We start from the raw sequence: 15,625 nt of genomic DNA on the forward strand, positions 1-15,625 counted from the left end.
ATGGAAGCCGTCCTGGCAATTCTAACCGGCGCCATGGTGGCCGGCAGCGTCTATCTGATGCTCAGCCGGAACCTGATCCGGTTCATTTTCGGCCTGGTTCTGGCCAGCAATGCCGTCAACCTGCTGATCTTCGCCGCCGGCCGCCTGGAAACCGCCCGGCCGCCGCTGATTCCCGAAGACGCCTTGCGACTGGCCGCACCGGTGGCCAACAGCCTTCCCCAGGCCTTGATTCTGACGGCCATCGTCATCGGCTTCGCGCTGCTGGCTTTCATTTTCATTCTCTTTTCGAAGACGTATGCCAAACTCGGAACGGTGGATACCGAAGCCATGACCGATGCCGAACCGCCGGCTGAAAAAAATGCATTAAACCAAGGAAAACGAAGATGAACGGTTGGCTGGCCGCACCCATTCTGATTCCCTTCGCCGCAGCCGCCCTGGCGCTGCTGGGCCGCCGTCTGCCGTTGCTCCAGAGCGCTGCCGCCCTGCTGGGGGCGGCCCTGCATCTGGCGGCAGGCGTCTGGCTGCTCTGCGAAGTGCAGGGCAGCGGAATCCAGGTGCTGCATGTGGCCGGCTGGCCGGCCCCCTTCGGCATTGCCCTGGTCGCGGACCCGCTCAGCGCCCTGATGGTGCTGGTCACCGGCGTGGTGTACGCAGCGGTGGCCGTCTATTCCCGGGCGGACATTCACACGGACGATATCGCGCGGGGCTACTACCCGCTACTGAACATTCTGGTGGGCGGCATCAGCGGGGCATTTCTCACCGGAGACCTCTTCAATCTCTATGTCTGGTTCGAAGTCATGCTGATGGCCTCCTTTGCCCTGCTGGTAATGGGAAGAACCCGCGCACAGCTGGACGGCGGAGTCAAGTATGTGGTCATCAACCTCATTGCAACCCTGCTGTTTCTTACCGGTCTGGGACTGATCTTCGGCATGACCGGAACGCTCAACATGGCCCATCTGCATGTCAAACTTCGCATGGCTTCCGATCCGGGCGTCGTGGCGGCCGTGGCCGTGCTGTTTCTGACCGCATTCGGCATCAAGGCCGGGCTCTTTCCCCTGTTCTTCTGGCTTCCGGCCTCCTACCATACCCCACCGGTGGCCGTATCGGCAATCTTTTCCGGCCTTTTGACCAAGGTGGGCGTTTACGCACTGATTCGCACCTTTACCCTGATCTTCCCCTTCGAAAACAACGGTCTTCGGACCCTGGTGCTGGCAGCGGCGGCGGCCACGATGATCGTCGGCGTCCTCGGCGCCGCGACCCACAGCCATGTGCGCCGCATCCTTTCCTTTCACATTGTCAGCCAGGTCGGCTACATGGTTCTGGGACTGGGGCTGTTTACTCCGCTTGCCCTGGCGGGAGCGGTGTTCTACCTGATTCATCATATCATCGTCAAAGCCAACCTCTTTCTGATCAGCGGCTTGATGCAAAGAACCGGCGGCGCCTTCGAACTGTCCCGGGTGGGCGGCATGTACCGCCGCCACGGATGGCTGGCCCTTTTGTTTTTCATTCCTGCCTTTTCGCTGGCCGGGTTTCCGCCGTTGTCGGGATTCTGGGCCAAAATGATCCTCATCCGGGCCAGCCTGGAGGCGGGGCAGTTCGCTCTGGCCGGTGTGGCCGCCGTCGTCGGCCTGTTGACCGTCTACTCCATGACCAAGATCTGGAACGAAGCCTTCTGGAAACCGCAACCGGAAACCGGTGGGACAAGCGACGCTGCATCGGCCCCGCTGAGCGGCTGGATGGTGGCGCCCGTTGCGGTCATGGCAGGGTTGACCATCTTCATCGGACTTGCTCCGGAAACGCTGGTTCAGTTGGCCCGGTCCGCCGCCGACGCACTGCTCGAGCCTGCCGCCTATGTATACACGGTAATTGGAGAGATGCGATGAACCTGTTTTTCGTCAATCTATTTATCGCTTTAGGATACATGGGGGTACAGGGGCAGTTCAGCCTGTACGGGCTGGGGACCGGTTTTATTCTGGGGTACCTGGCCCTGTGGATCACGCAGCCGCTGTACGGCAGTTCCCGCTATTTTAGCCGCCTGCCCAGAGCCATCCGGCTGGCGGCCTATTTTCTCGTTGAACTGCTGCTGTCCAACCTGCGGGTGTTCTGGGATGTGGTCACCCCGGGGCAGATCAGCCGTCCCGGCATCGTGGGTGTTCCCTTAAACGCCGAAACCGAAATGGAAATTCTGCTGGTGGCCAACCTGATCTCGCTGACCCCCGGAACCCTCAGCGTCGATCTGTCCGAGGACCACCGCACTCTTTTCGTGCATGTCATGTTTCTGGACGACCCGGAGCGGTTTCGAAAAACCATTCGGGAAGGACTGGAACGGCGTGTGCTGGAGGTGACCCGATGATCATCGACGGCCAGACGATTCTCCACGCGGCCGGCCGCTTGACGCTGGCCCTGTTGATTCTCAGCATCGCCCTGGCGTTCGTGCGCCTGGTCCGGGGGCCCCAGGCGGCGGACCGCATCGTCTCCCTGGATCTGATTGCCGTGCTGACCGTTGCGTTTCTGGGTGCTTATGCCGTCCACAGTAAGGAAAGTGCTTTTTTGGACGTGGCCATTGCCTATGCCCTGATCGCTTTTCTGGGCACCGTGGCCCTGTCCCGTTTTCTGCTGCGCTCCCGCAAAACTTCGGAAGAAAAGCCGCCGCAGGAGGAAAACCGATGAGCGCCCTCATCGCCGCCGCCCTGCTGCTCATGGGCAGCGTCTTCTGCCTGGTCGCAGCGGTGGGCATGCTGCGTCTGCCCGACACGCTCATCCGCATGCACGCCGCCACCAAAGCCGGAACCCTGGGTGCGGGATGCATCCTCGCGGCTGAAGCCGTGATGGCTGCGGATTTGGGAACGACGCTGAAAGTTGCTGCAGTGATCGTTTTTCTGCTGCTCACCGCGCCGGTGGGGGCCCATCTGATCGGTCGGGCGGCGTATCATCGCGGCATTCGGCTCTTCGAAAAAACCTGGATCGACGAACTGGGCGATGCCATGCAGCGCGCCCCTAATGGCGGGAAGGACGCCGATCCCATCCACGCCCATGAACCGGACGGCCCCCGGTCGTAACTCCGGTTTGGGCCGTTCAAGCAGCCTGGGATCGCCGCGACAGCCGTCTCAGGGAACCACCCAGAGCGCCCCGTTCGAAAAACGGTTGACCAGATAGCGGCTGACGCTGCCGGTAAAAAACTTCTTGTCCATTCCCCGCCGGCCGACGACCAGGGTGCCGAATTTCCCTTTGCGAAAGGCATCCAGCACGGCTTTGCCCACCTTGAAGCCCCCCTGCTTTACATCAATGTGAATCCGGTCTTCTGCGATTCCGGCCTCCTTGAGTTTGTTCAGGGCATGGGCGTAAAACCGGTCGATGCATGCTTTATCTCCCTCCTGGATGACCGCTTCGAGCGAGGATGTTTCGGTCTCCGAAAAATCGATGGGGCAGAAATCGGCCAGCCGGGGAGCGATGTGGAAAAAGGAGATGGCAACGTCCGGATTCCCGCCATAGATAAAGGCCAGATGATCCACCGCCCGCAGCGAACTTGCCGATCCGTCGACGGCGACCATGACCGAACGCGAGGGCCCCTTTTCGTCCACCAGCCAGACGGGAAGCAGTTGGGAATTGTCGACGATATTGGTGCTGACGCTGCCGACAAAGGTCTCCGCCAGACCGGAAATCCCCCGCCGTCCGACGATGATGGCGTCGTACAGCAGGGCCGTGCCGTACTCCAGGATGTCCTTGGCCACGCCGAATTTCCGGGGCAGCGAAATGGACTGCACTTCCGCTTCGGCAATCCCTGATGAAATCATCAGGGATCGGTGTTTTTCCAGCAGCGCCTGGGACGCCTCATGGCTTTTTTTCATCAGCCGATCCAGCTCGCGGCGGGCGCTAGGCTTGGTTCTGGCCTCATCCAACAGGTATTGGGAAATGGTCGGCTCCACATGAAAAAGGACGTACTTGATCGGCGACACCGTTTCATGCAGGCTGGCTGCGTAGCGGATCGCATTTTCCGAATGCCGCGAATCGTCCACGGCGATCAGCACTTTTTTTTCCATGATCGCACCTCCTCAAGATGTGGGTTCGGATCGGGGGCTGAAGGCGTCCGGCGCCTTTACCACGGGTTCGGTTTTCCCGCTTAAAAATAGTGTAAATGCAGTCGGGTTTCGCTGTAAAGCGGAAACGAACGATAGTCAATGGCCAGCGCTATTTGAATCGCCGTTCGCGGATGCGCTTGTCTTTATCGGTACTAACGGAATTGACGGGGATCTCTTCCGTTTCCGTCTCTTTGCAGGTGGAAATGTTCATGACAGACCAGATCGGGCACCAGGCGATAAGGCCGGAAAAAAAAACAACCGCCGCAATCCAATAAAACCCCCGCCACCACGTGGCTCCCAGTGCGAAAAACACCAGGCCGGCGATGGTGCGGACGATTCGTTCTGTCCTGCCGACATTGCTTTTCATGGACTCCTCCTTTGGTTCGAAAAAGAGTCGATCAGTTCCACGATAGAAAAAGCAAAACAAATGCCAGACAAAATAGTTAATATTCCCTTATATTCTAATTTATTGGCAAACCAAGAAACAAATTTCACCGACTTCGGTGTCAACCCTTTTTACAATCTGGCAAACCTCTCCATCGAAGCGGCCGGCGACTTGCGGTTGATAACAAAATTTACAAAATGAATTCATTACGGTAGGCTTTAACCGTCCCGATCCATCGCGGGCCGAATTTGCATAAAGGAGGTTCCATGTCCCGTTTCACCCACAGAGCGTTGAAAAAGGTCGGCAGTTCTCCAGGCACCCTGGTCCACGTGGGCGAGCGGAAACTCGACAAGGTTCGCCTGTCCGTGATGCACTACACGGCCGACAGCCTGACCGAACGCACCATCGACGAAGTCGAAGAAGGGTTGGACCTGGTAAAAGAAGGCACCACTACCTGGCTCAACATCGATGGCACCCATGACGTGGCCTTGATGGAGAATATCGGCAGGCGGCAGGGCATTCATCCGCTGACCCTGGAGGACGTGCTAAACACCACCCAGCGCCCCAAGTCCGAAGTGTTCGACGACTACCTGTTCGTGGTGCTGAAAATGCTGCGCTACGATACCGACGAGGAGTCCATCGCTTCCGAGCAGATCAGCCTGATCCTCGGTGAGAATATCCTGATTTCTTTTCAGGAGGCGGCCGGAGATGTGTTCGAACCGGTTCGCGAACGCATCCGCAAGGGCAAAGGGCGTATTCGCGGCTTCGGCTGCGACTATCTGACCTACGCCCTGATCGACGCCATTGTGGACCACTATTTCGTCATCCTCGACCACGTGGGCCGGCGGCTGGAGCAACTGGAAGAAGGCATTGACAATCACCCCGACGCCGGTCTGCTCGATGAGATCCACGCGGTTCGAAGGGAGCTGATCTACCTGAGAAAACAGGTCTGGCCGCTGCGCGACATCATCTCCCTTCTGCTCAAAGAGGAGTCGTCTTTCTTCAGCGATACCACGCGCCTGTTCATCCGCGACGTATACGACCACACCATCCAGACCATCGATACCATCGAATCGTTCCGGGACATCCTTTCCGGCCTTCAGGACCTGTATCTTTCCATCATCAGCAACCGCATGAACGAAGTGATGAAGGTACTGACCGTCATCGCTACCATCTTTATTCCGGTTACCTTCATCGCCGGCATCTACGGCATGAATTTTACGCACATGCCCGAACTGGAGTGGCGCTGGGGATATCCGCTGTTCTGGATCGTGGTTGTCGCTGTCGTTGTCGGTATGATTTTCTTTTTCCGAAAAAAGCGGTGGCTGTAAAACGGGTTCCTCTCGATCTTCTCCCCTTGACCATCGAAACAGATCCATACTATTTATAGAAAGAATGGTACCCGACAGCCGTTCTTTCCCTCTCCATCTGGCGCCTCTTGCGACGCCTGCGACACACGCCGACTGACATCGCCCGCTGCCCCGTTATCCGCTTGCGGAGATTGTGTACCCTTCACGATATTTTATTACTGATCGTCCGTCATCTTTAAGCGATTCGGCGATCATTGAAATCGGTCAAATTTGATTAAAATTTATAGGGGAAGGAGAGTTAATCATGGCAAACGAAGCGCCGGTTGGCAATCCGGGGGTGGTCGGTCTGGCGGGTTTTGGCATTACGACAATGTTGTTGCAGTTTCACAACGTGGGATGGTGCGGGGTCGGCCCCATCGTCTCCATGGGTTTTGTTTTCGGAGGACTGGCACAACTGATCGCCGGTTATCAGGAATTCAAATGCGGGAACAACTTCGGGTACAGTGCCTTCGTGTCCTATGGTGCGTTCTGGATCTCGCTGGGCGTTATTTTCATGCTAAACCACTTCAACATCTATCACGCCAGCACCACGGATGTCGGGTGGTTTCTGGTGGCCTGGACGATTTACACGGCCATTTTGTGGATACCCGCCATGCGGATCCATGGCGCCATGGCAACGACATTTACCCTGCTGCTGATCGGGTTCATCCTGCTGGACCTGGCCCATTTCGGTTATCCGTCCTTGACAAAAGTTGCCGGCTACGAACTGATGCTGTGCGCCGCATCGGCCCTCTACATGATGGCCCATGTGATTTATGCCCAGGTTTTCGGAAGGGATGTTCTCCCCGTGGGCGATCCCTGGATCAAGCCTAAAGAGTAAACGCGTAAATACGGATGCGTTTTAATGCTAAATAGTGCCCATCCAGAAATAGGCAAATTTGGTCGAGATCGAGGCGCACGAAAAATTTTACCGCAGTCATATGGATGATATTTCGAGGATAAAATTTTTCGCGCAACAAAGATATCGGGCGAATTGGCCAATTCTGGATGGGCACTGAATAAACCCGAACCATTGCGGAGGGGAATGCGATGAAAAAAATTACTATCGTTGCGATTTGCCTGATTGTCGGCCTGTTGTCCAGCAACGCAGGCGCGGAAGAATGGGCGACCAAGGAAGAATGCGTGGTCAAATGCCATGAAGCGGCGGCCCTGATCAACTCCAAAGGATTGGATGCCGCGATCAAAGAAATATCCAACCCCAAGGGGGCATTCGTCTGGAAAGATTCCTATGTGTTCTTGATGAACTTGGACGGAAAGATGCTGGCCCATCCTTTTCGACCGGAACTCACCAAGCAGGAGCATGTCCTGCTGATGACCGATCCGACCGACAAGGCCCTGTTCGTGCATTTTGTCAACCTGGCCCGCAAGGTGGGGCATGGATGGGTCGAGTACATGTGGCCCAAGCCCGGGAAAACGACGCCGTCCAAAAAGCTGAGCTATATCTACCGGGTTCCCGGTCAGGATGTTTTCGTGGGTGCGGGGGTTTATGTCGGCGGCATGATGTATTAACAGTGTTCAACCAGAAATGGCCGATCTGCCCGATATCGAAGAGAAAAGCCTCGCTTTGGCGGGGCTTTTTGTCTTCAGATCCAAACCCCTTGTTTCGCCGGCATCCCCTGTGTCATAGTGATCGATAATTGAGCTCTCAGGCGCGGCCGGAACCCAGGCCCCCGCGCCGCTGCCATCGACCCAAACAACCGCGCCGGAAGGTGCGCTGCATCGGGGATAAAACCATGAACGCCTTTTCGAAACTGTTCGGCCTGCTGCTGGGACGCATTGCATACACCCCGCCGCCGTGGATCAGTGCCATCAACAATTTCAGGAAACGCAAGCCCATCGTTTTCTGGGCCATCGGTTTCCTGCTCCTGGCGGCCGGTGCGGCCGCGGGTTATTACCTGAGCCAACCCGCCCCCATACAGGTGGCGGCGCAGATTAACCCGCCGGGACCGCCGGCCGATGTCGATGACCCCGCTCCGGACCGCCTGGAAATAGCCTTCGCCTATGCCTTTGACGATCTGGACCCCGACCGGCCATTGCCGGAAGGCGATCCCAGCGTTGCGCGCATCGACCGTATCGACAAACCGCTGGATGGTATCCGCATGGCCCCGACCCTGCCGGGCCGCTGGCAGTGGGCCGACGACCGGACTTTGATTTTCGAACCGGAGCGCCCCTGGCCGGCCGGCACCCGCTTTACGGTGTCTTTTCCGCCGGCGATCTTCTCGCCCGAAACCCGGCTGAAATCGGATTCGGCCGAATTCGAGACGCCGGCTTTCGAGGCGGCCATCGAATCCCTAGAGTTCTACCAGGATCCCACGGACAGCGCCGTGCGCCGGGTGGTGGCCACGGTAGGTTTTTCTCATCCCGTGGACCCGTCCAACCTGGAAAGCCATCTGACCATGGCCATGCGGCCCTCGGACGAATCGATCCAGACGCCCCCGGTGGCCAGGAAGATGACGGTACGATACGACGAGCACCGCCACCAGGCCTACCTCTCCTCCGAGCCGATCCGCCTGCCGCCGAATCCCAACATCATGCGGTTGACCGTGGCTAAGGGGGTCATGCCGGCCAGCGGCGGCCAACCCATTGCCGAGGACCTGACCGACACGGTACTCATCCCCGACCGCACCAGTTTTCTCAAGGTCGACCAGACCGATTTGCGCATCGTGGTCAACGACCGCCAGGAGCCCGAACAGGTGCTCACCCTGGCCTTTACCGACGAAATCGATGCCCGGGAACTGGAGAAAAAACTTCAACTGTATCTCCTCCCGGAATTCAACAGCAAACGCAAAAACCGCTACTGGAAAAGCCCACGGGAAGTCAGCGCCCAGGTCCTGGCCGCTTCCCAAAGGCTGAACGTAAAGGCCCTGCCCAACGCCCGCCCGGCCTCGACCACCTACCATTTCGTCCTCGATGTGCCGGAAGGCCGCTACCTGTACCTGCGCATCGAACCGGGCCTCACCTCGGTCAACGATTTCGTGCAGAATTCCTTTTACGACAACGTGATGGCCACACCGACCTATCCCCGGCAGGTTCAAATGACCGGCGACGGATCGCTGCTGGCCCTGTCCGGCAAGCGGCGGCTGGGGATGATGGCCCGCGGGCTGAGCGCCCTGAGAATCAGCGTGGGGCGTCTGCTGCCTAACCAGATCGTTCACCTGGTCACCCAGACCGGCGGCGACATCCGCGACCCGTACTTTTCCAATCGCAACTTCGATGCGGAGAACATCGCCGAAACCACCCGAAAAATCCTGGACCTCAAACCCCTGCATCCCAAACAGGCCAATTACGCTTCCCTGGACCTGTCGGAATTCCTGCGCGAGGAAGACCGCGGATACGGCCTGTTTTTCGTCAACGTCGAGGGCTGGGACAAAAAGCGCAACCGCCGGGTCCACGGGGCCGAAGATCAGCGGCTGATCCTGATCAGCGACCTGGGGCTGCTGGTCAAGAACAACGCCGACGGCTCCCATGAACTCTTCGTCCAGTCCATTGCCACCGGCCGGCCGGTGGCCGGCGCCATGGTTCAACTGCTGGGTAAAAACGGCCTGCCGCTGTTTCGCCGCACCACCTCGGCCGAGGGGCTTGCCCGCATCCCCGTCACCCGGGATTTCAAGGGCGAGCAGCGGCCCAGCGTCTATCTGGTGAAAACGGAGACGGACACCGCCTTCATCCCCTTTGGCAGCCATTCGCGCCAAGTCGATTTCTCCCGATTCGAGGTAGGGGGCCTGCGCGGACGCCAGGCCAAACCGGGCGCTTTGACCGCTTTTCTCTTCTCGGACCGGGGCATTTATCGGCCCGGAGAGACGGTCCATCTGGGCATGATCGTCAAGAACGCCCCGCTGGACAACGTCACCGGCATCCCTATGGAAGCGGTGATCCGGGACCCGCGCCGCAACACGGTGAAAACCGAGAAAATCACCCTGCCGGAAAAGGGCTTCTTCGAGGTGGACTACGTTACCGACGCCACCTCCAACACCGGGCGCTACCAGGTGTCCCTCTACCTGGTGCGGGACAACCGCAACCGCGGCCCCCTGCTGGGATCGACCGACTTTACGGTGGAGGAGTTCATCCCCGACACCATGAAGATCGCCAGCACCCTGCTGGACGTAACGGATCGCGGCTGGACCGCCGCGCCGTCCTTGACGGCCCGGGTCTCCCTCCAAAACCTGTTCGGTGCACCGGCCGGGGACCGGCGCGTCCAGGCGACCATCGGCGTGCAGCCGACCCGGTTCCGGTTTGACGAATTCGCCGACTACCGCTTTGCTGATCCTTTTGCCGATGCAGCGCAAAGGCCCCTGCGAATCGACGAAGCCCTGGAGCCGGCGGTAACCGACGCCGACGGCCAGGTCCGTTTCACCATTCCCCTGGACCGTTTTCGCGAAGGCACCTATCGGCTGAATTTAACCGTCGAGGGCTTCGATCCCGGCGGCGGGCGCAGCGTGTCGGCCCAGAACTGGGTGCTGATATCTCCGCTGCCCCACCTGGTGGGATTCAAGAGCGACGGCGACCTGGACTTCATCCATGCCGGCGGCCAGCGCCGCATCGACTGGATCGCCATCGACCCCGCGCTGAAACCTCTGGCCCTTGCCGACCTGACGGTAAAGCGCCTGGAAATCCAGCACCTCTCCACCCTGGTCAAACAGCCCAACGGCACATTCAAATACCAGACCGTGGACCGGGAGCGCGAAATCGACAGCCAGCCCTTTGCCATCGCTGAATCGGGGACCGGCTACCCACTGCCAACGCAGGAGCCGGGAGACTACGCCATCGAGGTGCATGATCCGGCCGGCGTCCGTCTGGCCCGCCTGAACTATACGGTGGTGGGTCACGGGAACCTCACCGGCCGCCTGGAAAAGGAGGCCGCCCTGCAGCTCAAGCTGGACCGCAGCGACTACCGGGCCGGCGACACCATCGAAATGAGCGTCACGGCCCCGTATACGGGCACCGGGTTGATCACCATCGAAAGCGACCGGGTGCATGCCTTCAAATGGTTTACCGCCGAGACGACCGGCACCCTCGCATCCATCCGCGTGCCCGACGGTCTGGAGGGCAACGCCTATGTCTGTGTTTCCTTTGTTCGCGATGCCGGCTCAAAGGAGATCTTCACCAGCCCGCTGAGTACGGCCGTGGCGCCTTTCACCATCGACCGCAGCCGCCGTCAGCTGGAAGTCTCCCTGGAGGTGGACAAACGGGTGCGTCCGGGCAAAGCCATGACCATCGGCTATGCCACCGAAAAACCGTCGCGGGTGGCGGTGTTCGCCGTGGACGAGGGCATCCTCCAGGTGGCCGGCTACCATACGCCCAAGCCCATCGACCATTTCATGAGAAAACGGGCCCTGGAAGTAACCACCTTGCAGATGCTGGACCTGATCCTGCCCGAGTATAATCTGATCCGGGAGGCCATGGCCAGCGGCGGGGGGGCCATGCGCAAGGCCCTGGCCGCCAACCTGAACCCCTTTGCGCGGCTGACAGACACGCCGGCGGTTTTCTGGTCCGGCATCGTGGACGGAGGGCCCGACCGGCGCACGGTATCCTTTACCGTGCCGGACACCTTCGACGGCAACCTCAAAGTCATGGCCGTGGCCGTGGGCGAGGATGCCATTGGAACGGCCGAGGCCGACACCCTGGTGCGCGGCCCCTTTGTGCTCTCGCCCAGCGTGCTGCTCCAGACCGCCCCCGACGACGAATTTGTCGCCACGGTGGGTGTGGCCAACCTGGTGGAAGGCAGCGGCAAGCAGGCCGCGGTGGATGTCCGTATCGAAGCTTCCGACAACCTGAAAATCCTCGGGGAACACACCCTGCGCCTGACCATCGACGAGGAAGGCGAAGGCCGTGCTTCCTTTACGGTCCGGGCCGGCCAGGCCCCCGGAGCGGCCACGCTTACCTTTTCCGCGCAATTGGGCGACGAGGAGGGCCGGCGCACGGTAGGCCTGAGCATCCGGCCGGCCGTACCCTATGGAACTACCTTCGTCAGCGGCCATGAGAAAGACGGTTCCGTCCGGCTGACCCTGCCGCGGCAGCTGTTTCCCCAACTGGCCGAGCAGCGCGTATCGGCGTCGGCCAGCCCGCTGGTGCTGGTGGATGCCCTTGTCGCCTACCTGGATCATTTTCCCCACGGCTGCACCGAGCAGGTGGTCAGCCAGGTGTTTCCCCTGGTGGGCCTGCTGGGCCATCCGGGTTATCGTTCCCGGGTGACGGACATCGACCAGCGTTTTGCCGCGGTAATCGACCGCCTGCGCGAACGGCAGCTTGCCGGCGGCGGATTCTGCTTCTGGCCCGGCGGGTCGGTTGCCGCCGATTTCCCCAGCGTCTATGTGATGCACTTTCTGATCGAATCCCGAGAGCTGGGCTATGTAGTGCCGGCGGACATGCTGCGCCGGGGGACCAACTACCTGCAGGAGGCGGCTTCCCGGGATGTCGGGGACCTGACCGAGGCCGGCGTGCAGGCCCAGGCCATCTACCTGCTAACCCGACTGGGTAAAACCACCACCAACTATCTGGTCCGCCTCCAGGAAACCTTGCAACACCGCCATCCGGACGCCTGGGAAACGGACCTGGCGGCCGTTTACATGGCCGCCGCCTACCAACTGTTGAAGATGGATGCCGAAGCCGACCGTCTGGCCGGCCAATACCGCATCGGTGCGGACAAACTTGAGAAGTTGAACGACTTCAACTGGCCCCTGACCCGGGATGCCCAGGCCCTCTATCTGCTGTGCCGGCATTTCGAGAAGCGGGCCGCCGCCATCGACGGCGAGACGGTGCTGAAATTCATCGATCCCATCTTCAAGGGCGAGACCAACACCATCGGAGCCAGCTACGCCATCCTGGCCCTGGGCGCCTATGGCCGGCTGCAATCCACGGACGGCCAGCCGGAAACGGTCCGTTTTGAAATGGAGACGGCCGACGGGGCCAAACAGGCGCTGGACGGTCGATCCGACCCCTTCCCCACGGCGACCTACGGGACCGATGCCCGCAAAATCGGCATCGACGGGACCGGCCCGCTCTTTTACCTGAACGTTCAATCCGGTTTCGACCACAGCCTGCCCACCCAGCCCCTGCGCAGCGGACTGGAAATTTATCGCGAGTATACCGATGCCTCGGGCGAAGCTGTAGAAACCTTCACCCAGGGTCAGGAGGTCACTGTGCACCTGAGGATTCGCTCGCTGAAATCGCCTCTGGTGACCAACGTAGCCATCGTCGACCTGCTGCCCGGCGGGTTCGAGGTGATCCGCAGCTCCGTGCAGCGAACCGTCGGCCGCTGGACAGCCGACTATGTGGATGTGCGCGAGGACCGGGTCGTCTTCTACGGAAATGTGGGCACCTCGGTGCGCGATCTGACCTATCGGGTGAAAGTGGTTGCCGCCGGCAGCTTCAGCCTGCCCGCAGCGGCGGCCGAATCCATGTACGACCGCAGCCTCAAGGCCGCCACGGCCGGCGGACGGATAACGGTGGCGCCGGCCCCATGAAGCGCGGGCTGCTTGTTCTGGCGGCGGCGTTCGTTCTGGCCGCCGCCGGCTATCTGCTGTGCCCCCGCCCGGAGCTGGAAGCCGCCTATCCCCAGTCCCGGGCCTTTTTCGACAGCCAGGGCCGCCTGCTGCGCCTGACGTTGGCCGACGACGACCGCTACAGGCTGCACTGCCCCCTGGAGCGGATGGAGCCCCGCCTGATCCAGGCCACCCTGTTTTACGAGGACAAGGACTTTTACCGCCATCCCGGCGTGGATGCCCTGGCCCTGGCCCGGGCATTCTGGGCCACCTACATCGCCCGCAGCCGGCGGGTGGGAGCGTCCACCATCGCCATGCAGGTGGCCCGGCTGCGCTGGCGCCTTCACACGGGCAGCCTGCCCGGCAAACTGCACCAGATCCTGCGGGCCTTGCAGCTCACGCGCCATTACGACAAGGACCGCATCCTGGAAGCCTACCTGAACCTGGCACCTTACGGGGGCAATATCGAAGGCATCCAGGCCGCCAGCCTGATCTATTTCAACAAGACCGCCGACCGGTTGACTCTTCCCGAGGCCCTGACCCTGGCGGTAGTGCCCCAGAACCCCGTGCACCGCAATCCGGCCACCACCAACGGCTTTGCCAACCTGCAGGCCGCCCGGAACCATCTTCTGGATCGCTGGCTAAGGGCCCACCCCAAGGACTGCCACCTGAACGGCTTTTTCGATCTACCCCTGTCGGTCCGCCATCCGTCCCGACTGCCTTTCCAGGCGCCCCATTTCGTGAATCATCTCGATGCCGAACTCCTGCCGACAAAATGCCGGATCATCCATACGACCCTGGATCTGCACCGGCAGCAGACCGTTGAAGCCCTGGTTCGCGCCCATATCGCCCGGCATGCGTCCGAAGGCCTCCACAATGCGGCGGTACTGGTGCTGGACCGGCGCAGTATGGCACTAAAAGCCATGGTGGGGTCGGCAGACTTTTTCGATGACGCCATTTTCGGCCAGGTCAACGGAACCGCGGCCCGGCGCTCGCCGGGATCGGCGCTCAAGCCTTTCGTCTACGCCCTGGCCATGGACAAGGGCCTGATCCATCCGGCCAGCCTGATGAAGGACGCTCCCCGGCGCTACGGCGGCTTCACCCCAGAAAACTACGACCAGCGCTTTCTGGGGCCGGTCTCGGCCCATGACGCCCTGATTTTAAGCCGCAACCTGCCGGCGACCCGCCTCCAGGCCCTTTTGGGTGAGCCCGGTTTCCAGGGCTTTTTGCAGCAGGCGGGCATCGGGAACCTCAAACCGGCCGAATTTTACGGCCTGGCCCTGTGCCTCGGCGGGGTCGAGGTGACCATGCTGGAACTGACCTCGCTTTACGCCGCCCTGGCCAATGGCGGGGAGCTGCGATCCATCCGCATGCTCGCCGATGGAAAGGATGCGGCGGAGCCCCGGCGCCTCCTGAGTGCGGAGGCCAGCTTCCTGACGATGGACATTCTCAAGGACAATCCGCCACCGGAGAGCCACCGCATAGCTGCCATGGCCCACGGCGCCAATCAGGTGGCCTGGAAAACCGGCACATCCCACGGATTCCGGGATGCCTGGGCCGTGGGAATCTGTGACGGCCTTGTGGTGGCCGTGTGGGTGGGTAACTTCGACGGCCAGGGCAATCGGGCCTTCGTGGGCCGCAGCGCCGCCGGTCCCCTGCTCTTCGAAGTTCTCGCCGCCCTGGCGCCCGACCGGGGCTGGACCGTTGAAAAAGATGTCAACTTCTCACAACTCAACTTGCGGCAGGTGGATGTGTGCGCCCTTACCGGCGAGCTTCCCGGCAAATACTGCCGACACACGAAGAAAAGCGGGTTCATTCCCGGCGTTTCGCCCATCCGGGTCTGCAGCATTCATCGGGCCATCCCCGTGGATACTGCCACTGGCCGCCGGGCCTGTATGCATATGCCGGGGAAAACCGAGATGCGGGTGTTCGAGTTCTGGCCTTCGGACCTGCTGTCCATTTTCCGCACGGCAGGCATTGTACTCAAGGACCCACCGCCTTTTGGCGAAGATTGCCGTCTCGACCAACAGGCCACCTCCGGCCTCCCGCCGTCCATCACTTCGCCGCAAGCCGGGCTGGTGGCGGCCATGAACAGCGAATCGACCTCCACCCGCCAGGTGCCCTTCCTTGCGGTCGCCGACGGGGATGTCCGGCGACTTTACTGGTTCGTGGACAATCGCTACGTGGGCGCATCACCCCCCGGCCAGCCGCTGATGTGGACCGCCCGAAGCGGTACCTTCGATGTCCGCGTGGTGGACGACCACGGACGCGCCGCTTCAACTACCTTGACCGTTGAGTGGGTCCGATAGT

Annotated in this window: 12 protein-coding genes; 11 read left to right on the forward strand and 1 reads right to left on the reverse strand. The window is 60.8% G+C overall.

Annotated features, from left to right (window positions below; all coding sequences use genetic code 11):
* From GN111_RS16485 to mnhG, 5 genes are read left to right on the forward strand one after another with little or no spacing between them, the layout of a single operon-like run.
* Nucleotides 1-387: a Na+/H+ antiporter subunit C gene (locus GN111_RS16485; RefSeq protein ID WP_155304792.1), complete on the forward strand. Its 387-nt coding sequence runs from the start codon at nt 1-3 to the stop codon at nt 385-387.
* Nucleotides 384-1,883, forward strand: a complete 1,500-nt coding sequence (locus GN111_RS16490) for a Na+/H+ antiporter subunit D (RefSeq protein WP_155304793.1) — start codon at nt 384-386, stop codon at nt 1,881-1,883. Before GN111_RS16485 ends, GN111_RS16490 begins: the two co-directional genes overlap by 4 nt.
* Complete coding sequence (locus GN111_RS16495) at nt 1,880-2,353, forward strand: Na+/H+ antiporter subunit E (RefSeq protein ID WP_155304794.1); 474 nt, start codon at nt 1,880-1,882, stop codon at nt 2,351-2,353. Before GN111_RS16490 ends, GN111_RS16495 begins: the two co-directional genes overlap by 4 nt.
* The gene (locus GN111_RS16500; RefSeq protein ID WP_155304795.1) at nt 2,350-2,670 is read left to right on the forward strand and encodes an MrpF/PhaF family protein; all 321 of its coding nucleotides are present in this window, start codon (nt 2,350-2,352) and stop codon (nt 2,668-2,670) included. The genes GN111_RS16495 and GN111_RS16500 overlap by 4 nt, the downstream gene beginning before the upstream one ends.
* On the forward strand, nt 2,667-3,059 hold the full coding sequence (mnhG, locus tag GN111_RS16505; RefSeq protein ID WP_155304796.1) for a monovalent cation/H(+) antiporter subunit G: 393 nt from the start codon (nt 2,667-2,669) through the stop codon (nt 3,057-3,059). Before GN111_RS16500 ends, mnhG begins: the two co-directional genes overlap by 4 nt.
* A gap of 48 nt (nt 3,060-3,107) precedes the next feature.
* Here mnhG and GN111_RS16510 read toward each other — a convergent pair whose 3' ends face one another.
* The gene (locus GN111_RS16510) at nt 3,108-4,040 is read right to left on the reverse strand and encodes a universal stress protein (RefSeq protein WP_155304797.1); all 933 of its coding nucleotides are present in this window, start codon (nt 4,038-4,040) and stop codon (nt 3,108-3,110) included.
* Here GN111_RS16510 and GN111_RS34595 point away from each other — a divergent pair.
* From GN111_RS34595 to pbpC, 6 genes are all read left to right on the forward strand, one after another.
* The gene (locus GN111_RS34595) at nt 4,039-4,665 is read left to right on the forward strand and encodes a hypothetical protein (protein ID WP_231715766.1); all 627 of its coding nucleotides are present in this window, start codon (nt 4,039-4,041) and stop codon (nt 4,663-4,665) included. The two genes, GN111_RS16510 and GN111_RS34595, sit on opposite strands and share 2 nt — an antisense overlap.
* Before the next feature lie 65 nt (nt 4,666-4,730).
* Entirely contained in the window at nt 4,731-5,795 is a 1,065-nt protein-coding gene (gene corA, locus GN111_RS16520; RefSeq protein ID WP_155304799.1) for a magnesium/cobalt transporter CorA, read from the forward strand.
* Between the two features lie 283 nt (nt 5,796-6,078).
* The gene (locus GN111_RS16525; protein ID WP_155304800.1) at nt 6,079-6,654 is read left to right on the forward strand and encodes an acetate uptake transporter; all 576 of its coding nucleotides are present in this window, start codon (nt 6,079-6,081) and stop codon (nt 6,652-6,654) included.
* A 209-nt stretch (nt 6,655-6,863) separates the two neighbouring features.
* Nucleotides 6,864-7,343 carry a cache domain-containing protein gene (locus tag GN111_RS16530; protein ID WP_155304801.1) on the forward strand — a complete coding sequence of 160 codons (480 nt, stop codon included), beginning with the start codon at nt 6,864-6,866 and terminating at the stop codon, nt 7,341-7,343.
* 224 nt (nt 7,344-7,567) lie between these two features.
* On the forward strand, nt 7,568-13,297 hold the full coding sequence (locus GN111_RS16535) for an alpha-2-macroglobulin (protein WP_155304802.1): 5,730 nt from the start codon (nt 7,568-7,570) through the stop codon (nt 13,295-13,297).
* Entirely contained in the window at nt 13,294-15,624 is a 2,331-nt protein-coding gene (gene pbpC, locus GN111_RS16540; protein WP_155304803.1) for a penicillin-binding protein 1C, read from the forward strand. The genes GN111_RS16535 and pbpC overlap by 4 nt, the downstream gene beginning before the upstream one ends.
* The last annotated feature ends 1 nt before the right edge of the window (nt 15,625 follow it).

Origin of the sequence: Desulfosarcina widdelii (genome assembly GCF_009688965.1) — a bacterium.
In the GTDB taxonomy this organism is placed as follows: domain Bacteria; phylum Desulfobacterota; class Desulfobacteria; order Desulfobacterales; family Desulfosarcinaceae; genus Desulfosarcina; species Desulfosarcina widdelii.

Bases quoted from the DNA above. Each gene is read 5' to 3' on its own strand.
- GN111_RS16485 (WP_155304792.1), top strand. From the start codon at position 1: ATGGAAGCCGTCCTGGCAATTCTAACCGGCGCCATGGTGGCCGGCAGC.
- GN111_RS16490 (WP_155304793.1), top strand. From the start codon at position 384: ATGAACGGTTGGCTGGCCGCACCCATTCTGATTCCCTTCGCCGCAGCC.
- GN111_RS16495 (WP_155304794.1), top strand. From the start codon at position 1,880: ATGAACCTGTTTTTCGTCAATCTATTTATCGCTTTAGGATACATGGGG.
- GN111_RS16500 (WP_155304795.1), top strand. From the start codon at position 2,350: ATGATCATCGACGGCCAGACGATTCTCCACGCGGCCGGCCGCTTGACG.
- mnhG (WP_155304796.1), top strand. From the start codon at position 2,667: ATGAGCGCCCTCATCGCCGCCGCCCTGCTGCTCATGGGCAGCGTCTTC.
- GN111_RS34595 (WP_231715766.1), top strand. From the start codon at position 4,039: ATGATCGCACCTCCTCAAGATGTGGGTTCGGATCGGGGGCTGAAGGCG.
- GN111_RS16510 (WP_155304797.1), bottom strand. From the start codon at position 4,040: ATGGAAAAAAAAGTGCTGATCGCCGTGGACGATTCGCGGCATTCGGAA.
- corA (WP_155304799.1), top strand. From the start codon at position 4,731: ATGTCCCGTTTCACCCACAGAGCGTTGAAAAAGGTCGGCAGTTCTCCA.
- GN111_RS16525 (WP_155304800.1), top strand. From the start codon at position 6,079: ATGGCAAACGAAGCGCCGGTTGGCAATCCGGGGGTGGTCGGTCTGGCG.
- GN111_RS16530 (WP_155304801.1), top strand. From the start codon at position 6,864: ATGAAAAAAATTACTATCGTTGCGATTTGCCTGATTGTCGGCCTGTTG.
- GN111_RS16535 (WP_155304802.1), top strand. From the start codon at position 7,568: ATGAACGCCTTTTCGAAACTGTTCGGCCTGCTGCTGGGACGCATTGCA.
- pbpC (WP_155304803.1), top strand. From the start codon at position 13,294: ATGAAGCGCGGGCTGCTTGTTCTGGCGGCGGCGTTCGTTCTGGCCGCC.